The organism is Streptomyces sp. NPDC027185, from assembly GCF_055567035.1.
In genome coordinates this window covers 135831-153367 of sequence record NZ_JBVHRF010000008.1, presented here as the reverse complement: position 1 = coordinate 153367, position 17537 = coordinate 135831, and the positions used below count along the sequence as shown (strand labels likewise).

16 protein-coding genes are annotated in these 17537 nt (G+C 72.9%); 8 read left to right on the top strand and 8 right to left on the bottom strand.

Annotated elements, in window-relative coordinates:
* Nucleotides 1-16 precede the first annotated feature (16 nt).
* Nucleotides 17-433 carry an SSI family serine proteinase inhibitor gene (locus tag ACZ4M8_RS24955; RefSeq protein WP_467610871.1) on the top strand — a complete coding sequence of 139 codons (417 nt, stop codon included), beginning with the start codon at nucleotides 17-19 and terminating at the stop codon, nucleotides 431-433.
* 12 nt (nucleotides 434-445) lie between these two features.
* Here the strand turns inward: ACZ4M8_RS24955 and ACZ4M8_RS24950 are convergent, their stop codons facing one another.
* The 5 genes from ACZ4M8_RS24950 to ACZ4M8_RS24930 form a co-directional block, all read right to left on the bottom strand.
* Nucleotides 446-604, bottom strand: coding sequence for a hypothetical protein (locus tag ACZ4M8_RS24950; protein WP_467610869.1), 159 nt, complete (start codon nucleotides 602-604; stop codon nucleotides 446-448).
* Nucleotides 605-700: 96 nt separating this feature from the next.
* Nucleotides 701-1651: a cytochrome c oxidase assembly protein gene (locus ACZ4M8_RS24945; protein WP_467610867.1), complete on the bottom strand. Its 951-nt coding sequence runs from the start codon at nucleotides 1649-1651 to the stop codon at nucleotides 701-703.
* A 116-nt stretch (nucleotides 1652-1767) separates the two neighbouring features.
* Complete coding sequence (locus ACZ4M8_RS24940; RefSeq protein WP_467610865.1) at nucleotides 1768-2793, bottom strand: 6-phosphofructokinase; 1026 nt, start codon at nucleotides 2791-2793, stop codon at nucleotides 1768-1770.
* A gap of 168 nt (nucleotides 2794-2961) precedes the next feature.
* The gene (locus ACZ4M8_RS24935) at nucleotides 2962-3690 is read right to left on the bottom strand and encodes a type 1 glutamine amidotransferase (RefSeq protein ID WP_467610863.1); all 729 of its coding nucleotides are present in this window, start codon (nucleotides 3688-3690) and stop codon (nucleotides 2962-2964) included.
* A 29-nt stretch (nucleotides 3691-3719) separates the two neighbouring features.
* Entirely contained in the window at nucleotides 3720-4958 is a 1239-nt protein-coding gene (locus ACZ4M8_RS24930; RefSeq protein ID WP_345081726.1) for a MurT ligase domain-containing protein, read from the bottom strand.
* A 187-nt stretch (nucleotides 4959-5145) separates the two neighbouring features.
* Between ACZ4M8_RS24930 and def the strand changes: the two genes are divergently transcribed.
* A complete protein-coding gene (gene def, locus ACZ4M8_RS24925) occupies nucleotides 5146-5703 on the top strand; it encodes a peptide deformylase (RefSeq protein WP_467610861.1) in 558 nt (185 codons plus the stop codon).
* Nucleotides 5704-5755: 52 nt separating this feature from the next.
* Here def and ACZ4M8_RS24920 read toward each other — a convergent pair whose 3' ends face one another.
* Entirely contained in the window at nucleotides 5756-6400 is a 645-nt protein-coding gene (locus tag ACZ4M8_RS24920; protein WP_467610859.1) for a TetR/AcrR family transcriptional regulator, read from the bottom strand.
* Nucleotides 6401-6563: 163 nt separating this feature from the next.
* On the opposite strand from ACZ4M8_RS24920, the gene ACZ4M8_RS24915 reads away from it, so the two are divergent.
* Complete coding sequence (locus ACZ4M8_RS24915; RefSeq protein WP_467610857.1) at nucleotides 6564-7790, top strand: acyl-CoA dehydrogenase family protein; 1227 nt, start codon at nucleotides 6564-6566, stop codon at nucleotides 7788-7790.
* Nucleotides 7791-7890: 100 nt separating this feature from the next.
* Here ACZ4M8_RS24915 and ACZ4M8_RS24910 read toward each other — a convergent pair whose 3' ends face one another.
* Nucleotides 7891-8661 (bottom strand): alpha/beta fold hydrolase, encoded by a 771-nt coding sequence (locus ACZ4M8_RS24910; RefSeq protein WP_467610855.1) that lies wholly within the window; start codon nucleotides 8659-8661, stop codon nucleotides 7891-7893.
* Nucleotides 8662-8998: 337 nt separating this feature from the next.
* On the opposite strand from ACZ4M8_RS24910, the gene gcl reads away from it, so the two are divergent.
* The 5 genes from gcl (at nucleotide 8999) to ACZ4M8_RS24885 (ending at nucleotide 15298) form a co-directional block, all read left to right on the top strand.
* Nucleotides 8999-10780 carry a glyoxylate carboligase gene (gene gcl / locus ACZ4M8_RS24905; RefSeq protein WP_467610853.1) on the top strand — a complete coding sequence of 594 codons (1782 nt, stop codon included), beginning with the start codon at nucleotides 8999-9001 and terminating at the stop codon, nucleotides 10778-10780.
* A gap of 549 nt (nucleotides 10781-11329) precedes the next feature.
* Nucleotides 11330-11557: a hypothetical protein gene (locus tag ACZ4M8_RS24900; RefSeq protein WP_399095544.1), complete on the top strand. Its 228-nt coding sequence runs from the start codon at nucleotides 11330-11332 to the stop codon at nucleotides 11555-11557.
* 274 nt (nucleotides 11558-11831) lie between these two features.
* A complete protein-coding gene (locus tag ACZ4M8_RS24895; RefSeq protein WP_467610851.1) occupies nucleotides 11832-12341 on the top strand; it encodes a methylated-DNA--[protein]-cysteine S-methyltransferase in 510 nt (169 codons plus the stop codon).
* 360 nt (nucleotides 12342-12701) lie between these two features.
* Nucleotides 12702-12905 (top strand): 2OG-Fe(II) oxygenase, encoded by a 204-nt coding sequence (locus ACZ4M8_RS24890; RefSeq protein WP_467610849.1) that lies wholly within the window; start codon nucleotides 12702-12704, stop codon nucleotides 12903-12905.
* 725 nt (nucleotides 12906-13630) lie between these two features.
* On the top strand, nucleotides 13631-15298 hold the full coding sequence (locus ACZ4M8_RS24885) for an MFS transporter (protein WP_467610847.1): 1668 nt from the start codon (nucleotides 13631-13633) through the stop codon (nucleotides 15296-15298).
* Nucleotides 15299-15718: 420 nt separating this feature from the next.
* Here ACZ4M8_RS24885 and ACZ4M8_RS24880 read toward each other — a convergent pair whose 3' ends face one another.
* A complete protein-coding gene (locus ACZ4M8_RS24880; RefSeq protein ID WP_467610845.1) occupies nucleotides 15719-16852 on the bottom strand; it encodes a PQQ-dependent sugar dehydrogenase in 1134 nt (377 codons plus the stop codon).
* Between the last annotated feature and the right edge of the window lie 685 nt (nucleotides 16853-17537).

Genomic DNA, 17537 nt, shown 5'->3' with positions numbered 1-17537 from the left:
GCCCAGGAGATGCCCCATGTCCGTCAGCCGACGCCGCCGAGCGGCCCGCGCCGTAGCGGTCACCGCCGCCGCCCTCGTCACCGCGGTGGCCGTCGCCCCCGCCGCCCCCGCCGACGCCGCCACGCCCCAGGAGGACCGCGGCGTCTTCCTCACCGTCTCCGACACCGCCCGCACCTGGGTCCGCGGCGTCCTGCTGCGCTGCCCCGACGGCCGCGACCACCACCCCCGGCACGACGCCGCCTGCGCCGCGCTGACCTGGGCCCGCGGCGACCTCGACGCGCTGCGCGGCACACCGCACGCCTGCACCAAGCAGTACGCGCCGGTGACGGTCACCGCCGAGGGGGAGTGGCGCGGACTGCGCATCGACTGGCAGCGGACCTTCGCCAACGCCTGCACCATGGACGCCGCCACCGGCCCGCTGTTCCGCTTCTGACCGCCGACGCCCTCAGTACCGCTGGGACACCACCATCGCCGCCGTCACCAGCGCCACCACCACCCAGGTGAGCCAGACCCACGGATCACCGCCCAGCGCCACGCTGTACGCGGTCGCCACCACCAGACCGGCCACCGTGAGCCCGGTCATCGTCCTCGTGGATCCGCTCATCGGCGTACCTCCTCACGAAGGCCGCGCCGCAAAGGCGGCGGGCCGCGGCCTGGGACCATCGTCCCCGGCCGCGGCCCGCACCGCCATCCGTCCCCGTCAGCGCCCGCGCGCGTTGAGCGACGCCAGATACGCGTTGTAGTCCGCCAGATCCTGGTCACCGTTGCGGTCCGCCGCCCGGTCCGACCGCTGCGACTGCCGCTCCTCGGACCGGTACCACTGGTAGACCAGCGCGATCAGCACCACCACCGACGGGATCTCGCTGAACGCCCACGCGATACCGCCGGCCGCCGTCTGATCCGACAGCGCGTCGATGCCCAGCGAGGCCGGCGGATGCAGATACGTGTCCACCATCGGCTCGGTGCCCATCATCAGCGCGATACCGAAGAACGCGTGGAACGGCATGCCCGCGAACAGCTCCAGCATCCGCATCACGTAACCGGGCCGGTGCGGCCCCGGGTCCACGCCCATGATCGGCCAGAAGAACACCAGGCCCACCGCCAGGAAGTGCGCCATCATCCCGATGTGCCCCACCCGCGACTCCATCAGGAAGTCGAAGAGCGGCGAGAAGTACAGCGCGTACAGGCTCGCGATGAACAGCGGGATGGTGAACGCCGGATGCGAGATGATCCGCACGTACCGGCTGTGCAGCAGCGCCACCAGCAGCTCCCGCGGCCCCTTGCGGCCCCGCCCGGCGGCCGGCAGCGCGCGCAGCGCCAGCGTCACCGGCGCCCCGAGCAGCAGCAGGATCGGCGACAGCATGGAGATCACCATGTGCTGCACCATGTGCACGCTGAACATGACCATGCCGTAGTCGTTGAGCTCGGTGCACATCACCAGCGCGATCGTCAGCACACCGATCACCCAGGCGACGGTCCGCCCCACCGGCCACGCGTCACCGCGCCGCCGCAGCCGCGCCACCGCCCAGCCGTACAGCACCAGCGCCGCCAGGCACCCGACGAGAAAGAACGGATCACCGCCGAACTCCAGCCCCCGCCCCAGCGTGAACGGCGGCAGATCCATCGTCATGCCGTGCCCGCTGTGATCCATCCGCTCGCTCCTGATTCGTACCGATACTCCGGCGACCAGACTAGAACCGCCCCCGGCGCCTGCCTCGGCCGGGGGCGGTTCACACGGCGCGCCTCACACCGGGGCGCGGCCGCCGGTCACAGCACGCACTCTGCCTCGTCGTACCGCTCGCCGGGCACCGTCTTCAGCGTCTCGACCGCCTCGGCCAGCGGCACCAGCGTGATGTCCGTGCCGCGCAGCGCCGTCATCATCCCGAAGTCCCCGCGATGCGCCGCCTCCACCGCGTGCCATCCGAAACGGGTCGCCAGCACCCGGTCGTACGCGGTCGGCGTCCCACCGCGCTGCACATGGCCGAGGATCACCGGGCGGGCCTCCTTGCCGAGCCGGTGCTCCAGCTCCCGTGCCAGCTGCCGCGCCACCCCGGCGAACCGCTCGTGGCCGTACATGTCGGTGTCGCCGACCTCGAACCGCATCGACCCCTCACGCGGCTTCGCGCCCTCGGCCGCCACCACGATCGCGAACTTCTTGCCCGCCGCGAACCGCTCACCGACCCGCGCCGTCAGCTCCTCGATGTCGAACGGCCGCTCCGGCACCACGATCGCGTGCGCGCCCGCCGCCATCCCCGAGTGCAGCGCGATCCAGCCGGTGTGCCGCCCCATCACCTCGACGATCAGCACCCGCTGATGCGATTCGGCGGTGGTCTTGAGCCGGTCCAGCGCCTCCGTCGCCACCCCCACCGCGGTGTCGAAACCGAACGTCACATCGGTGACCGCGATGTCGTTGTCGATGGTCTTCGGCACGCCGATGATCGGCAGCCCGGCGTCCGACAGCAGCCGCGCCGCCTTGAGCGTGCCCTCCCCGCCGATCGGGATGATCGCGTCAAGACCCAGGTCCGCGACGTGCCCGCGGGCCCGCTCGACACCGTCGCGCAGCTGCGCGGGCTGGACGCGGGAGGAGCCGAGGATGGTGCCGCCCAGCGCCAGGATGCCGCCGACGGCGTCGAGGTCGAGCTTGCGGTAGTCGCCCTCCAGCAGACCGCGCCAGCCGTCGTGGAAACCGATGACCTCATCGCCGTGGTCGGCCGTGGCGCGATGGACGACGGAGCGGATGACGGCGTTCAGACCGGGGCAGTCGCCACCGGAGGTGAGTACACCAATACGCATGCCAGAAACCCTCTGCAACGTGGAGCGGGGAGGCCGGACCCCGTCGTCCGGTGGGGATGGCGTTCACCCTACAAGCGCCGGGCCCGCACGCACACGTACGCCCGCGGTGCGGGACCGCGGGCGTACGGGGAGAGGGGCCGGGGCCGTGCGGGGGCCGCCCGGCGGCCGTCAGGTGGTGGCGGTCGCGGCGGCGATCCGCTCCTGGCGCAGCGCCTCGTACCACCGGTCGTCGGCCGGGGGCAGGGCGTTGACGTCCAGGGCCAGCTTCAGCAGCAGGTCCGCGATGTGCGGGTTGCGCGCCATCACGGGGCCGTGCATGTAGGTGCCGAAGACGGTGTCCTGCCAGGCGCCCTCGAAGCCGTCGCCGACGCCGTTGCCGTTGCCGAACCGGACCTTCGCGAACGGACGGGCCGTCGGCCCCAGGTGCGTGACGCCCTGGTGGTTCTCGAAACCGGTCAGCGGCGGGAGGTTGAGCTGCGGGTCGATGTCGGCGAGGACGTCACCGACGCACCGCTCCGCCTCACCGCGGGTGCTCACCACGTCGAGGAGGCCCAGGCCCTGCTGCTGCTTGTCCTGGTCGTTGATGAACTCGTGGCCGAGGATCTGGTACCCGGCACAGACCGAGAAGACGATCGCGCCGTTGGAGACCGCGCGGTTCAGCCCGCCGTCGCGCAGCAGCCGCTCGGCCGCCAGCCGCTGCGGCCGGTCCTCGCCGCCACCGATCAGGTAGATGTCACCGGAGGTGGGGATCGGCTGGTCGGACCGTACGTCGAGGCGCTGCACGTCCAGGCCGCGCTGCCGGGCCCGGCGCTCCACGACCAGCGCGTTGCCCTGGTCGCCGTAGGTGCTCAGCAGGTCCGGATAGATCCACACCAGCCGCAGGCTGTTGTCGCTCATTCTCGCTCGTCCTTGTCGTTCCATCGCCATCAGTTGCCCACGCGCCGGCGCAGGTCCTGGAAGGCCGTGTAGTTGGCGATGACCTCGATCCGGCCGGGCGGCGCCATCTGGACCGCCTGGTCGAGGCTGTCGCAGACCTCGAAGTCGAGCCCCGCGACCTCCAGGCGGACCGCGAGGTCGAGCTTCCGGTCGCCCAGGACGAACAGCGGGTGTCCGGCGAGGCGGGTGTAGTCGACGTCCCACAGCCAGGAGGTGTCGGTACCGTCGGCGCCCCGGGCGTTGACGGACATGATCACCGGGGTGGGCGGCGGGTCGATCAGCGAGAACGTCTCCAGCCAGCCGGCCGGGTTCTTCGCCAGCAGCAGCCGCAGCTCCCGCTCCATGAACGACACCACGTCGTACCGGCCCGCGACCGCCTGCACGCTGTACATCCGCTCCAGCGCCACCTGCGGGGGCACGCCGAAGGCGGCGGCCACCGCGGCGGACGTCGTGGCGTTCGCCTTGTTGGCGCGGCCGGGCAGCTGGAGCTTGATCGGCCAGGCGCTGCCGTGCGGGTCGAGGACGTAGTCGCCCGACAGGGCCCAGCTCGGCGTGGGGCGGCGGAAACCGCACTCACCGCAGAACCAGTCGTCGTCGGGGCGCTGCATCACACCGCCGCAGGAGGGGCACGACCAGGCGTCGTCCTTCCACTCCTGACCGGCGGCGACCCACACCACGTTCGCCGAGGACGACGCGGCCCAGACGATCAGCGGGTCGTCGGCGTTGGCGATGATCAGCGCCTTGGAGCCGGAGAGGCCCTCGCGCCAGTGCTCGGCGAGCATACGGGTCTCCGCCGCCCGGTCGAGCTGGTCACGCGAGAGGTTCAGCAGCGCTATGGCCTTCGGCGTGACGTCCCGCGCCACTCCGGCGAGGTACTTCTCGTCGACCTCGATCACACCGAACTTGGCGTCCGAACCGCCCGCCAGCGCGGAGGTGATCCCCGCCGGCATGTTGGCGCCCAGCGCGTTGGAGACCACCGGGCCGCCGGCCCGCAGCGCCTCGGCGATCAGCCGGGTCGTGGTGGTCTTGCCGTTGGTCGCGGACACCAGCACGACGTCCAGATGACGCGCCAGCCGGGCCAGCAGGTCGGGGTCGAGCTTGAGTGCCACCCGGCCGCCGATCACCGATCCGCTGCCGCGGCCCGCCGCGCGCGATACCGCCGCCGCGGCTCTGCCCGCCGTCACGGCCAGCTTGGCCCGTGGCGACAGCGGCTCCGTGTTGCCTGCCATCGTCCTTGATCCTCCTTGCATCCGGCGCCCGCCTGCCCTCCGGGCTGCCGGTGGAACGCCTCCCCCGCGGCCGACGGCCGGCCGGGGGCTCCGGTCGGGGATCAGCCTATCGAGATCCGGGCCCGTGCCCGAACCCCGCCACCCCTGCGGCGTCACCCTGCGCAGGGGGAACCGTACGCTGTTCCCCATGCCGTCCCGCACCATCCCCGGCCGCACCGGGCACCCGCGTCCCCTCCGCCTCCTCGGCGATCCGGTCCTCGCGGCCCCCTGCCGGGAGGTCACGTCCTTCGACGCCGAGCTGTCCCGGCTGATCGAGGACATGTTCGCGACGATGTACGCGGCGCGGGGTGTGGGCCTGGCCGCCAACCAGATCGGCGTCCCGCTGCGGGTCTTCGTCTACGACTGCCCCGACGACGAGGACCGCCGCCACCTCGGGCACGTCGTCAACCCGCGGCCGGTCCGGACGGACGGGCCGCTGCTCCGCGGACCCGAGGGCTGTCTGTCGCTGCCCGGTGTCGAGGCCGGCACCCCGCGCCACGACGAGGCGGTGGTCGAGGGCGTCGACCGCACCGGCGCACCGGTCCGGATCGAGGGCACCGGCTTCTTCGCCCGCTGCCTCCAGCACGAGTGCGACCACCTGGAGGGCGGTCTCTACGTGGACCGGCTCACCGGGCTGCGCCGCCGCCGCGCGCTGCGCGCCGCGGCGCGTGCCCCGTGGGCGAAGGAGGCGGCGGCCGGCCGCTGAGGGCGCGGGCCGCGTCCGCGCGGCGCTCCGGTCTTCGGACGGCGCGGGCTCTTCAGAAGCCGGGTCCGTCCGGCCGGTCCTCGATGGCGGCGAGCTGGCCCCACAGCAGATCCGTCAGGTGGGTCACCAACTGCTGCCGTGAGCAGGGGCGTTCGCGCAGCCACCAGTCGCCGGCGGCGTGCATCATGCCGACGATGCCGTGGCCCCAGACGCGGGCCTTCTCCTCGCCCGCGGGGCCGAGGGCGAGGCGTTCGGTGATGACCTCCGCCAGCTCCTCGCCGAGGCGGCGCAGCAGCGGGGCGGAGTGCCGTCCGACGTCGAACCCGGAGTCGGCGGGGGCCGCCTCGTCGGCCGGGTGCATCAGGAAGCGGTAGACCTGCGGGCGGGTCTCGATGGCGAGGAGGTAGGTGTCGAGGGTGGCCTCGACCCGTTCGCGGCGCGGTACCGGGGAGGCGAGCGCCGCCCGCAGTCCGGCCAGCAGTCCGTCGGTGTGGCGTACCGCGAGGGCGCGGTAGAGACCGCCCTTGTCGCCGAAGTGGCGGTAGAGGATCGGTTTGGTGATCCCGGCTTCGGCGGCGATGGCGTTCATCGATGCCTCCGGGCCGTCGCGCAGGACGATCCGCTCGGCCGCCTCCAGCAGCTCGCGCCGCCGGTCCGCGGTGGTCTGCCGCCGGCCGTCCCGCTCGGTGCTCTCCATGGTCCAGCTCCCCGCCCTTGTGTATCCGTGGTGCTCGCGCAACGTAACACCCGGGCCGCGCGGTGCCTGCCGCCAGCGGGGGAGTTGACACGTTTACTCGCGAGTAACAGACTCCTGTTACCGTAAGTAACGCCTGGATGGGGCGCGTACCGCTGGAGGGGACATGGCCGAGTTCATCATGGAGCTGAACGACGAGCAGAAGGAGGTCCGGGACTGGATCCACGGCTTCGCCGCGGATGTCATACGTCCCGCGGCCGCCGAGTGGGACGAGCGCGAGGAGACGCCCTGGCCGGTCATCCAGGAGGCCGCCAAGATCGGCATCTACTCGCTCGACTTCTACGCCCAGCAGTACTTCGACCCCACCGGTCTCGGCATCCCCATGGCGATGGAGGAGCTGTTCTGGGGCGACGCGGGCATCGCGCTGTCGATCGTCGGCACCGGTCTCGCCGCCGTCGGCGTCCTCGCCAACGGCACCGAGGAACAGATCGGCACCTGGATCCCCCAGATGTACGGCACCCCGGACGACGTCAAGGTCGCCGCCTTCTGCTCCTCCGAGCCCGACGCCGGCTCCGACGTCGCCTCGATGCGCACCCGCGCCGTCTACGACGAGGCCAAGGACGAATGGGTCCTGAACGGCACCAAGACCTGGGCGACCAACGGCGGTATCGCGGGTGTCCACGTCGTCGTCGCCGCCGTCGACCCGGAGCTGGGCTCCAAGGGGCACGCCTCCTTCATCGTGCCGCCGAACACCCCGGGGCTGTCCCAGGGGCAGAAGTTCCGCAAGCACGGCATCCGCGCCTCCCACACCGCCGAGGTCGTTCTGGACGGCGTCCGTGTCCCCGGCAGCTGCCTGCTGGGCGGCAAGGAGAAGCTGGACGAGCGCCTCGCCCGCGCCCGCGAGCGGGCGAAGGGCGGCGGTGAGCGCGTGAAGAACGCCGCGATGGCCACCTTCGAGGCGTCCCGTCCGGCGGTCGGGGCGATGGCCGTCGGCACCGCCCGCGCCGCGTACGAGGAGGCGCTGGAGTACGCGAAGACCCGGGAGCAGTTCGGACGCCCGATCATCGACAACCAGGGCGTCGCCTTCCAGCTCGCCGACATGCGCACCTCCGTCGACGCGGCCCGGCTGCTGGTGTGGCGGGCCTCGTGGATGGCGGTCAACGGCAAGCCGTTCACGGCCGCCGAGGGCTCGCAGTCGAAGCTGTTCGCCAGCGAGACCGCCAAGAAGGTCACCGCCCAGGCCCTCCAGATCCTCGGCGGCAACGGCTTCACCCGGGAGTACCCGGTCGAGCGGATGCACCGTGACGCCGCGATCTACACGATCTTCGAGGGCACCAGCGAGATCCAGCGCCTGGTGATCGCCCGGACGCTGTCCGGGATGCCCATCCGCTGACCCCCTAGGGGCGCGCCGCCACGGCCGCGCGCCCCGTCCGGACTCCCGACCGCCGGCACCCTGACACCAGGGGCCGGCGGTTTCCGCAGGTCCGGGCGGGCTACGCCAGCGCCTCGGCCGTCGCCCGCGCGAACGCCTCCGGGGCGTCCAGCATCATGTTGTGCCCGCATCCGGGCAGGCCCACGACCGTGACGCCCGCCGCGGTCAGCCCGTCCGCGCCGGGGAACGGCCCGTCGTCGGTCGGGTACAGGAGCGTCCGGGGGACGGTCAGGGCGCACAGCGTCTCCCGGACGGACGGTGCGGAGCCGCGGACCAGCTCCACGGCGCTGCGGTGCAGCGCGTCCCGCCCGGCCAGCCGCATGGTGGCCCACCATTCGCTGCCCGCCGCGGCGGCGGTCTCCGCGTCACCGGCCGCGAACTCCCCGGCCGTCCGCGCCGCGATCCCGCGGCTGCCGCCCGCGCCCCGCTCCGGCTCCAGCGCGTCGAGATTGGGGTCGACCAGCACCAGCCGCGACACCAGCCGCGGATGGCGCGCCGCGAGCAGTACGGCGACGGTGCCGCCCATGCTGTGCGCCACCACCTGCGCGCCTTCCACCTCCGCCGCCTCCAGCGCCGCCGCCACCGCGTCGGCGTGCGCCTCCATCGTGTACGCGAACGCCGCCGGCCGGTCGCTGATACCGAAGCCGAGCAGATCGAGCAGGAGCGCCCGTGCGCCGGTGAGCAGCGGGTGCGCGGCGGTGGCGCTCCAGTAGACGGGGGAGGAGGCGCCGAGCCCGTGCAGGTAGAGGCGGGCGGGCCGCTCCGTCCCGTCGTCCGGGTGCTCGATCCAGCGGATGCGGTCGCCTGCGGGGGTCACAGCGGCATGGCGCACGGGCGGTACTCCTGATCTCGGCGGGTCCGGGCGCGTCGCCCGGCGGCCGTCCTCCGGCCGGGCGTGACGGTACCCGCCACCGGAAACGGGTTCGCGGCAGGGTCGCCGGTGAACTGAACTCCCTTGCCAGGCAGGGAAGTTGAGGCGTGGGGGTGAGGGTGCGGCGGATGGCCGCGCCGGCCGGGGCGGGCGCCGTCGCCACGGGATCTCTTGACGGGTGCGGGGCCGCGCTCTACTTTCCTTCCATAAAGCAAAACATGAATTCCATGATGCGGAATTAAAGAGTTCCGGCTCCGGGCCGGACCACGCCCCTGACAGGCCGACGCAGGAGTACGCGATGCCTCGAATGACAGCCGCCCGCGCCGCGGTGGAGATCCTCAAGCGGGAGGGCATCTCCCACGCCTTCGGAGTGCCGGGCGCGGCGATCAACCCCTTCTACGCGGCGCTCAAGGCCGCCGGCGGGATCGACCACACGCTCGCCCGCCACGTCGAGGGCGCCTCGCACATGGCCGAGGGGTACTCCCGCACCCACCCCGGCAACATCGGGGTCTGCATCGGCACCTCGGGCCCGGCCGGCACCGACATGATCACCGGCCTGTACTCCGCGACCGGCGACTCCGTCCCGATCCTCTGCATCACCGGTCAGGCGCCGGTCGCGGTCATGCGGAAGGAGGACTTCCAGGCCGTCGACATCGCCGCCATCGCCGGGCCCGTCACCAAGGCGGCGACCACCGTCACCGAAGCCGCGCAGGTCCCCGGCGTCTTCCAGCAGGCGTTCCACCTGATGCGCTCCGGGCGGCCCGGCCCGGTCCTCGTCGACCTGCCGATCGACGTCCAGCTGACGGAGATCGACTTCGACCCGGAGACCTACGAGCCGCTGCCCGCCTTCAAACCGGCCGCGACCCGCGCCCAGATCGAGAAGGCGCTCACCCTCCTCAACGCGTCCGAGCGGCCGCTGATCGTCGCCGGCGGCGGCGTCATCAACGCCGACGCGGCCGATCTGCTGGTCGAGTTCGCCGAGCTGACCGGCGTCCCGGTCATCCCGACCCTGATGGGCTGGGGCATCGTCCCCGACGACCACGAGCTGAACGCCGGCATGGTCGGCCTGCAGACCTCGCACCGCTACGGCAACGCCACCTTCCTGGAGTCGGACTTCGTCCTCGGCATCGGCAACCGCTGGGCCAACCGCCACACCGGCGAGCTGGACCTCTACACCCAGGGCCGGAAGTTCGTCCACGTGGACATCGAGCCCACCCAGATCGGCAAGATCTTCGCCCCGGACTACGGCATCGCCTCCGACGCCAAGGCCGCCCTGGAACTCTTCGTCGAGGTCGCCGGGGAGCTGAAGGCCGCCGGCGAGCTGCCCGACCGCGGCGCGTGGGCCGCCGCCGCCCAGGAGCGCAAGGCCCGGCTCCAGCGCCGCACCCACTTCGACAACGTCCCGATCAAGCCACAGCGCGTCTACCAGGAGATGAACAAGGCGTTCGGGCCCGACACCCGCTACGTCACGACCATCGGCCTCTCGCAGATCGCCGGCGCGCAGATGCTGCACGTCTACAAGCCGCGCCACTGGATCAACTGCGGCCAGGCCGGACCGCTCGGCTGGACCATCCCCGCCGCCCTCGGCGTGGCCACCGCCGACCCGGACACCCCGGTGGTCGCGCTCTCCGGCGACTACGACTTCCAGTTCATGATCGAGGAGCTGGCGGTCGGCGCCCAGCACCGCATCCCGTACGTCCACGTCCTGGTGAACAACGCCTACCTGGGACTGATCCGCCAGGCACAGCGCAACTTCGACATCAACTTCCAGGTCAACCTGGAGTTCGAGAACATCAACACCCCTGAGCTGGGCGTCTACGGCGTCGACCACGTCAAGGTCGCCGAGGGCCTGGGCTGCAAGGCGATCCGGGTGACCGAGCCCGAGCAGTTGCTGCCCGCGTTCGAGGAGGCGAAGAAGCTCGCCGCCGAGTACCGCGTCCCGGTGGTCGTCGAGGCGATCCTGGAGCGGATCACCAACATCTCGATGGCCGGAGCCGAGATCGACAAGGTCAACGAGTGGGAGGAGCTGGCCACCGAGCCCGGCCACGCCCCCACGGCGATCAAGCCCCTGAAGGTCTGACGACCCGGGCCTCCTCCGCGCCGCCTCTCCCGCACGGAGGAGGGCCCGCCCGCGGCGCGACCTCGGCCGCACCGCCCCCTCCGCCGCCCCCCGTACGGGCCGGACCTTCTCACCGGGTCCGGCCCGTACGGGTTCGGGGCGCCGTCCATACGGGCCACCGGGCGACGGTGCCGCTGGTCAGCCCGTACGGGCGCCGAAACCGCAGGGGACGCCGGTCCCGTACGGCGCGGCGCCGGACGTCCCGGTAGGGGTGACGACCGTCACCTCTACCGGCTGGAACACCACCGTCCGGTTCACCGTTCAACTGGGTGCGGGCCCCGGAGGGACAGTGTCCCCGGGCCTCACCCTCCGCCTGCGGGGACGATCGTCCGGCTGAAGCCCCGCAGTGCCTTTCGCCGAGAGGCGACCGCCTCCGGGTCCCGCACCTCAGCCGCCCCGGCCGGCTCCCCCCGTCCGGCCGGGGCTTCCCGCCTCCCCGCTCCGCCCCGTGCGGGGCGGGTGGCGGCGGGCCGACATGCGAGGCCGCGGACCCCGTCGCAGTCTGGAGGCATGACCGAGCACCCGCCCGTCATCGTGCATCCGCCGTCCCCCTCCGGTGGGCGCCGTGTCACCGTGCACGGCCAGATCGTGGGTCTGGCGCACGGCCGCGGCGACGTCGCCGAGTTCCTCCGCAGAGCGGGGCTCGGCGAACCGGCCGAGGACATCACACTCGACGACCCGAACCTCGTCGAATGGCGCGGCGGCGACCTGAACGACTGGCCGCTGCCCCCGGCCTGACCGGCCCCGTTCCCGGTCCGGCCGGTTCCGTGCCCGACCGCGTCGCCCCGCCGGTCCGCCCGGCCTGCACCTGCCCGCGGAGGCCGGGACCGGGCCGGGCCGCCGCCCGCAGCCGGGCCCCGCGCGTTCCGGCTCTCCCTGCCCGGCGTCCTGGGCCCCGCCCGCCGGGCCCCGGCCGCTCCGGATCGCCCTGTCCGATTTCCGCCAGCGAGAGCCTTCGCCGTACCGCACAGTGGAGCGTGCACGGCCGAGAATCCCAGGAACGGACAGCCTCATGACCTGCTACGCCACGTACGACAGCCCGCTGGGCGAGATCCTCCTCGTGGGCGAGGAATCGGCGACGGCCGCCGGCGGCACCGCGCTGACCGCCCTGTCCCTGCCCGGCCAGAAGGGCGGTGCCACCGTCCGGGACGGCTGGACCCACGACCCCGCGGCCTTCACCGAGGTCATCCGCCAGCTCCGGGCCTACTTCGCCGGTGAACTCACCGACTTCTCCCTCGAAATCGCCACCCACGGAACGGAGTTCCAGGGGCGCGTCTGGCAGGCCCTCGACACCATCCCGTACGGCACGACCACCAGCTACGGCGAGCTGACCGCCGCGATCGGCGCCGCGCCGGGCGCCGTCCGCGCCCTGGGGACCGCCATCGGCGCCAACCCCGTGCTCATCGTCCGGCCCTGCCACCGGGTGATCGGCGCCGACGGTTCCCTCTCCGGCTACGCCGCCGGACCCGAACGCAAGGAGCGGCTGCTCCACCTGGAGCGCGCCCTGCCCGGCACCGCCTGACCGCCGGCGCGCCCCGCCCGCCACCGGGGCGCGCCACCGATCCGCGAACCGGGGGCCTGTATGTCCGCGACCGCCGCCCGCTCCGGCCACGCGGCCCGCGCCGCCGCCAGGGCCCGCGGGCCCTGGCCGCCGGACTCGACGCACTGGGGTGCGCGCCATGACACCGCCCCTCCAGACTCCCGAGGGGCGCCGCCACCTCATCGCCCGGTACGACCGGCCCGAACTCTTCCGCACCACCGCGGACATGGCCCGCCACCGCTTCGGATCCGGCGGACACCGCCACTTCGCCCACCCGCTGCCCGACCCGGTCCAAGTCGTCCTGGGCCTCGCGTCCCCGGGGAGGACCGCACCGGCGGCGAGTTGCTCCTCGTCGAACAGCGCCCGCGCGACCGGTCGCGCGGCACCACGACCGTCCGGGAGCAAGGCCGCGGCCTGGTCTTCACCACTCACGACCGTCCGGTGCGCTCCGCCCGCGGCCGGCCGGCGGGGCAGCTCCGGCACGGCGTCAGCACGGTACGGTCCGGCCGCCGCCACTCCCTCGGCCCCGCCTTCCACGACGCCTGATCCGTGACGGATGGTAATCACGCGTACGGTTCCGCGTGACGGGTCCGCCCTCGGTGACCGCGCGCTGACGGAGCGCCATCTCGCGCCCCCGTGCCGCCCGCGGCCAACTCGTTGTCAGTGGTGTGGTGTTGACTGGGAACCGCGGTCGGACGCATCGCGCCCCTCGTGGTGCGGGATCCGTCCGGCCGCCGGTGAGCCGGGCTCGCGTCCGGCCGCGCCGCCGGCCGCCCGGCCGGTCCAGCAGCCAAAACGCCATCGGGGGAGGGCTGATGACGGGGAGAAACCTGACAGCGGTCGAGTCAGTGACGGAGATCACCCGCGGATCGCGGGGCGGACGGGATCATGTCGGAATACGGTCACGGCATACAACGTTCGGTATGCATGTACCTGGTCCCCCACCCGGGGATCCGGTGTCCTGACCTCGCCCCACCGAAGCCACGCCACCGCACCAACAGCCTTGTCGCACACGGACGTTGCCCGCCGCGCGCGGTGACGCCCCGTCACCGCCGCTCCCGGCGTACGCTGCCGGTCCCAGGCCGTCCGGCCCGCGGAACCGCCGCCCGCCGGACGGCGTGAGACATCGTGTGCACCCCGGTCCGTCCCACGAGCACGGCCACATCCGCGGCGCCACCCGCCGCGTTCGAGATTGACCCGCACCGTCCGACCGCATCCCGGCCGGACGGACCTGATCCGTATCCGTTCCACTCCGCCCGGAGGCTCCAGGCATGACCCAGACGACGACGGAACAGCCACCTCGGAGCGCGCCGCCCATGGCCGCGTTCCCGGTGCCCGACCCCGGGAAGGAGCGGAGAACCGGCGGCATAGTCCCCGTCCTCGCCTTCTGCGGTATCGCCGTCGCGGTGATGCAGACGCTCCTCGTGCCGGTCATCAAGGACCTGCCCACGCTGCTGCACACAGCACCCAGCAACGCCACCTGGGTGATGACCGCCACCCTGCTCTCCGCCGCCGTCGCCACGCCCATCATGGGACGCCTCGGCGACCTCTCCGGTAAGCGCCGGATGCTCCTCGCCAGCCTCGCCGTCATGGTCCTCGGCTCGCTGATCTGCGGCTTCACCGACAACCTCATCGTCATGATCGTCGGCCGGGCGCTCCAGGGCTTCGCGATGGGCGCCATCCCGCTCGGCATCGGCATCATGCGCGACGAACTCCCCAAGGAACGCCTCGGCTCGGCGATGGCCCTGATGAGTTCGTCGGTCGGCGTCGGCGGCGGACTCGCGCTGCCCGTCGCCGCCCTCGTGGCCCAGAACACCGACTGGCACGCCCTGTTCTTCCTCTCCGCCGGGCTCGGCTCCCTGGCGATGCTGCTGACCCTGCTCGTCGTCCCCGAGAGCGCCGTCCGGGCGCCCGGACGCTTCGACCTGCTCGGCGCCCTCGGGCTCTCCGCCGGTCTGATCGCGTTACTTCTCCCGATCACCAAGGGCAGTGACTGGGGCTGGGGTTCGCCCACCACCCTCGGGCTGTTCGGCCTCGCCGCGCTGATCCTCGCGCTGTGGGGCGTGATGGAACTCCGCCGCGCCGACCCCCTCATCGACCTGCGCACCAGCGCCCGCCGCGAGGTCCTCCTCGCCAACTTGACGTCCATCACCGTCGGCGTCGCGTTCTACGCCATCTCGCTGGTGCTGCCCCAGGTGCTCCAGCTCCCGACATCCACCGGCTACGGACTCGGCCAGTCGATGCTGGTCGCCGGATTGTGCGTCGCGCCGCTCGGCCTGACGATGATGATGATCGCCCCGGTCTACGCCCGCCTCGCCGCCCGCTACGGCCCGAAGGTCACGCTGCTGCTGGGCATGCTGATCATGGGCGTCGGCTACGGCGCCGGCATCGGCCTGATGAACGCCCCCTGGCAGACGATCATCATCGCCGTGGTCGTGGGCGCCGGTATCGGTCTGGCCTACTCCTCACTGCCCACCTTGATCATCGGCGCCGTCGACCCGTCGGAGACCGGTGCCGCCAACGGCCTCAACACCCTGATGCGATCGATCGGCACCTCCATGTCGAGCGCCGTCATCGGCATGGTCCTGGCCCGTATGTCCACCACCCACGGGCCGGTCTCCTACCCGACGATGGCCGGCTTCCGGGTCTCCTTCATGATCGCCACGGGCGCGGTGCTCCTCGGCGTCCTCTTCGCCGCCTTCCTGCCCTCCCAGCGCCACACCGCCCGCCCCGCCGGGAGCGGCGGCGGAACGTCCGGTATGCGCGGCGCGGTCCACACCGCGTCCGGCGCGCCCGTGGCGGGGGCGAACGTCACCCTCATCGACCGGCGCGGCCACCAGGCGGACGCCACCACCGACGCCGGAGGCCACTTCACCCTCCCGGACCCGACCCCGGACCCCGCGCGCCGCGCCCGCCGGGGGCGGCACCGCCGTCACTGACACCGGCGGCGTGGCCGGCCACACCGCCACCGGCCCGGACGCGCCTGCACCTGCGTGTTCCTGACGGTGGGTCATGTACACCGCACCGCGTCCGGCCACCCGCAGCGCACCGCCCGGGGCGGCCACCCGCTCCTCGACCGGGACCCCGACCGGCCGCCCCGGGCCCCCGGACGGCTGAGGCGGGCGGCGGCCCGCGGTGCGGAAACCGTACGGGCGCCCGCCGCTCCCGGGACCAGGCCCTCATGAGCCGGACCGGGGAGCGGCGGACGCCCGCCGTCATGCCGTACGCGTCCCGCCCCGGCGCCGCCGTACGGGTGCGGGCGGACCCCACGGCTCCGCCCGCACCGGCTCAGGGGGCCGCCGGTTCGCGCGGGGCCCGCCTCACCGCACGGCCCGCGCGGCGCCGGCCCCCGCCCCGGCTCACTTCAGGTCGATCCGGAAGACCTTGTCCGAACCGGCGCCGCCGTCACCGTTGTTGTCGGCGTTGGTCGTCGTCAGCCACAGCGCCTTCTTGCCGGGGACGGTCTCGACGGTGCGCAGCCGCCCGTAGTCCTTGGTGTAGTACGCCTTGGGCGTACCGGCGGTGGTGCCGTCGACGGGGATGCGCCAGAGCCGCTGGCCGCGCAGCGCCGCCATGTAGATCGCGCCGTCCGCGTAGGCGACGGCGCTGGGGGACGCTTCCTTCACCGGCCACTGACGCTTGGGGCTGGTCATCCCGCTCTCCGAGCAGTTGCCCTCGCAGACCGGCCAGCCGTAGTTCTTGCCCGGCTCGATGAGGTTCAGCTCGTCGTACTTGGCGTTGCCGAACTCCGCCTCCCACAGGCGGCCCTGGGCGTCCCAGGTGAGGCCCTGCGGATTGCGGTGGCCCAGGGAGTAGACGAGGGTGCCGAAGGGGTTGCCCGGCGCGGGTTTGCCGTCGGGTGTCATCCGCAGGATCTTGCCGTTGAGGGACTTCTTGTCCTGCGCCAGGTCGGGTGTCTGGGCCTCGCCCGTGGTGGCGTAGAGGAGGCCGTCGGGGCCGAACTTGATACGGCCGCCGTTGTGGTACGTGTTCTTCTTGATCCCCTTGACCAGCACGGTGTAGTCGCTGAGTTTGCCGTCCTGGTAGGTGAGGCGGGCGATGCGGTTGCCCTCCTTGGCGGTGTGCATCACGAAGACATGGTGGTCGCTCTCCCACTTCGGTGACACCGCGATGCTCAGCAGCCCGCCCTCACCACCGGTGGTCACCACCTCGGGAACCTTGCCGACCTGCTTCTTCTTGCCGTCCTGGGTGAGGGTGAAGACCTTGAAGGTGTCCCGCTCCGTCAGCAGTGCGCTCCCGTCGGGGAGCCAGCTCAGCCCCCAGGGGATGGACCAGCCCTCCGATACGGTCGCGGGCTTGCCGGGAGCGGAATCGGCCACGGCCGCGGGGCCGTTGGCGCCCGCCGGACGCGCCGGGCCCGCCGTCGCCGGTCCGGCCGTACCGGCGGCGAGCAGCAGCCCGGCGGCCACGGCGGACGCACCGAGACCGGCGAGGGAGAGACGGTGGGGGAGGAAGGGGCTGCGCTTGCGCATGGGGGGCCTCCGGTCAGGAAGGTGCGGCAGGACATGCCCGGGTGAGCGGGACGAGGACGCGGTACGGAGCCGGGACGAGGACGAGGACGAGGAGCGGTGTGCGGGCGGTTCGGCCGGTGCCCGCCGGACCCGCCGTGCGGGGGAGACCCTCGTCCGGCAGGTGTCGCCGGGCACCGACCGGGGCGGCCACCACCGGCGGCCACCACCGGTGCGAGGGCCGGTGAACGGGAGGTGCGGCGGCCACCGGCCACCGGCCCCACGGCGACAGTGACCACCGACGGCAGCGGCCACCGGTCACGCCGACCGTGCCTACCGCCGACGGCGACCACCGGGCAACGAGAGCAGCCGGCCGACGCCCTCGCCCGCAAGCGGCCACCACGGTCGCGGCGGCTGCCGAGGACGCGGCGGTCACCGGCACCGACCCCGCCGCTCACCGTGATCGGGCGCGGAACGCCGCCGATCCCGTCCGGGCGCGGGACCGGCGGGCGGGCCGCCAAGAGCTGATAGGAAAGTTTCCTGTTTGTTGAGCCGGGAACCTACTGCGGGCCCCGGGCACCGTCAAGACACCCGGCAGAACCGGGAAGGCGCACGGCGCACCCGGAACGCCGCGCGGTGCGCCCGCCGGACACGCCACCTGTCGCCCTGTCAGGCGCGTTCACGCGCACACCACCTGCCGGGACACCCT

Bases quoted from the DNA above. Each gene is read 5' to 3' on its own strand.
- ACZ4M8_RS24915 (WP_467610857.1), top strand. From the start codon at position 6,564: ATGGCCGAGTTCATCATGGAGCTGAACGACGAGCAGAAGGAGGTCCGG.
- def (WP_467610861.1), top strand. From the start codon at position 5,146: ATGCCGTCCCGCACCATCCCCGGCCGCACCGGGCACCCGCGTCCCCTC.
- ACZ4M8_RS24950 (WP_467610869.1), bottom strand. From the start codon at position 604: ATGAGCGGATCCACGAGGACGATGACCGGGCTCACGGTGGCCGGTCTG.
- ACZ4M8_RS24895 (WP_467610851.1), top strand. From the start codon at position 11,832: ATGACCTGCTACGCCACGTACGACAGCCCGCTGGGCGAGATCCTCCTC.
- ACZ4M8_RS24945 (WP_467610867.1), bottom strand. From the start codon at position 1,651: ATGGATCACAGCGGGCACGGCATGACGATGGATCTGCCGCCGTTCACG.
- ACZ4M8_RS24940 (WP_467610865.1), bottom strand. From the start codon at position 2,793: ATGCGTATTGGTGTACTCACCTCCGGTGGCGACTGCCCCGGTCTGAAC.
- ACZ4M8_RS24930 (WP_345081726.1), bottom strand. From the start codon at position 4,958: ATGGCAGGCAACACGGAGCCGCTGTCGCCACGGGCCAAGCTGGCCGTG.
- ACZ4M8_RS24900 (WP_399095544.1), top strand. From the start codon at position 11,330: ATGACCGAGCACCCGCCCGTCATCGTGCATCCGCCGTCCCCCTCCGGT.
- ACZ4M8_RS24920 (WP_467610859.1), bottom strand. From the start codon at position 6,400: ATGGAGAGCACCGAGCGGGACGGCCGGCGGCAGACCACCGCGGACCGG.
- ACZ4M8_RS24880 (WP_467610845.1), bottom strand. From the start codon at position 16,852: ATGCGCAAGCGCAGCCCCTTCCTCCCCCACCGTCTCTCCCTCGCCGGT.
- ACZ4M8_RS24935 (WP_467610863.1), bottom strand. From the start codon at position 3,690: ATGAGCGACAACAGCCTGCGGCTGGTGTGGATCTATCCGGACCTGCTG.
- gcl (WP_467610853.1), top strand. From the start codon at position 8,999: ATGCCTCGAATGACAGCCGCCCGCGCCGCGGTGGAGATCCTCAAGCGG.
- ACZ4M8_RS24885 (WP_467610847.1), top strand. From the start codon at position 13,631: ATGACCCAGACGACGACGGAACAGCCACCTCGGAGCGCGCCGCCCATG.
- ACZ4M8_RS24955 (WP_467610871.1), top strand. From the start codon at position 17: ATGTCCGTCAGCCGACGCCGCCGAGCGGCCCGCGCCGTAGCGGTCACC.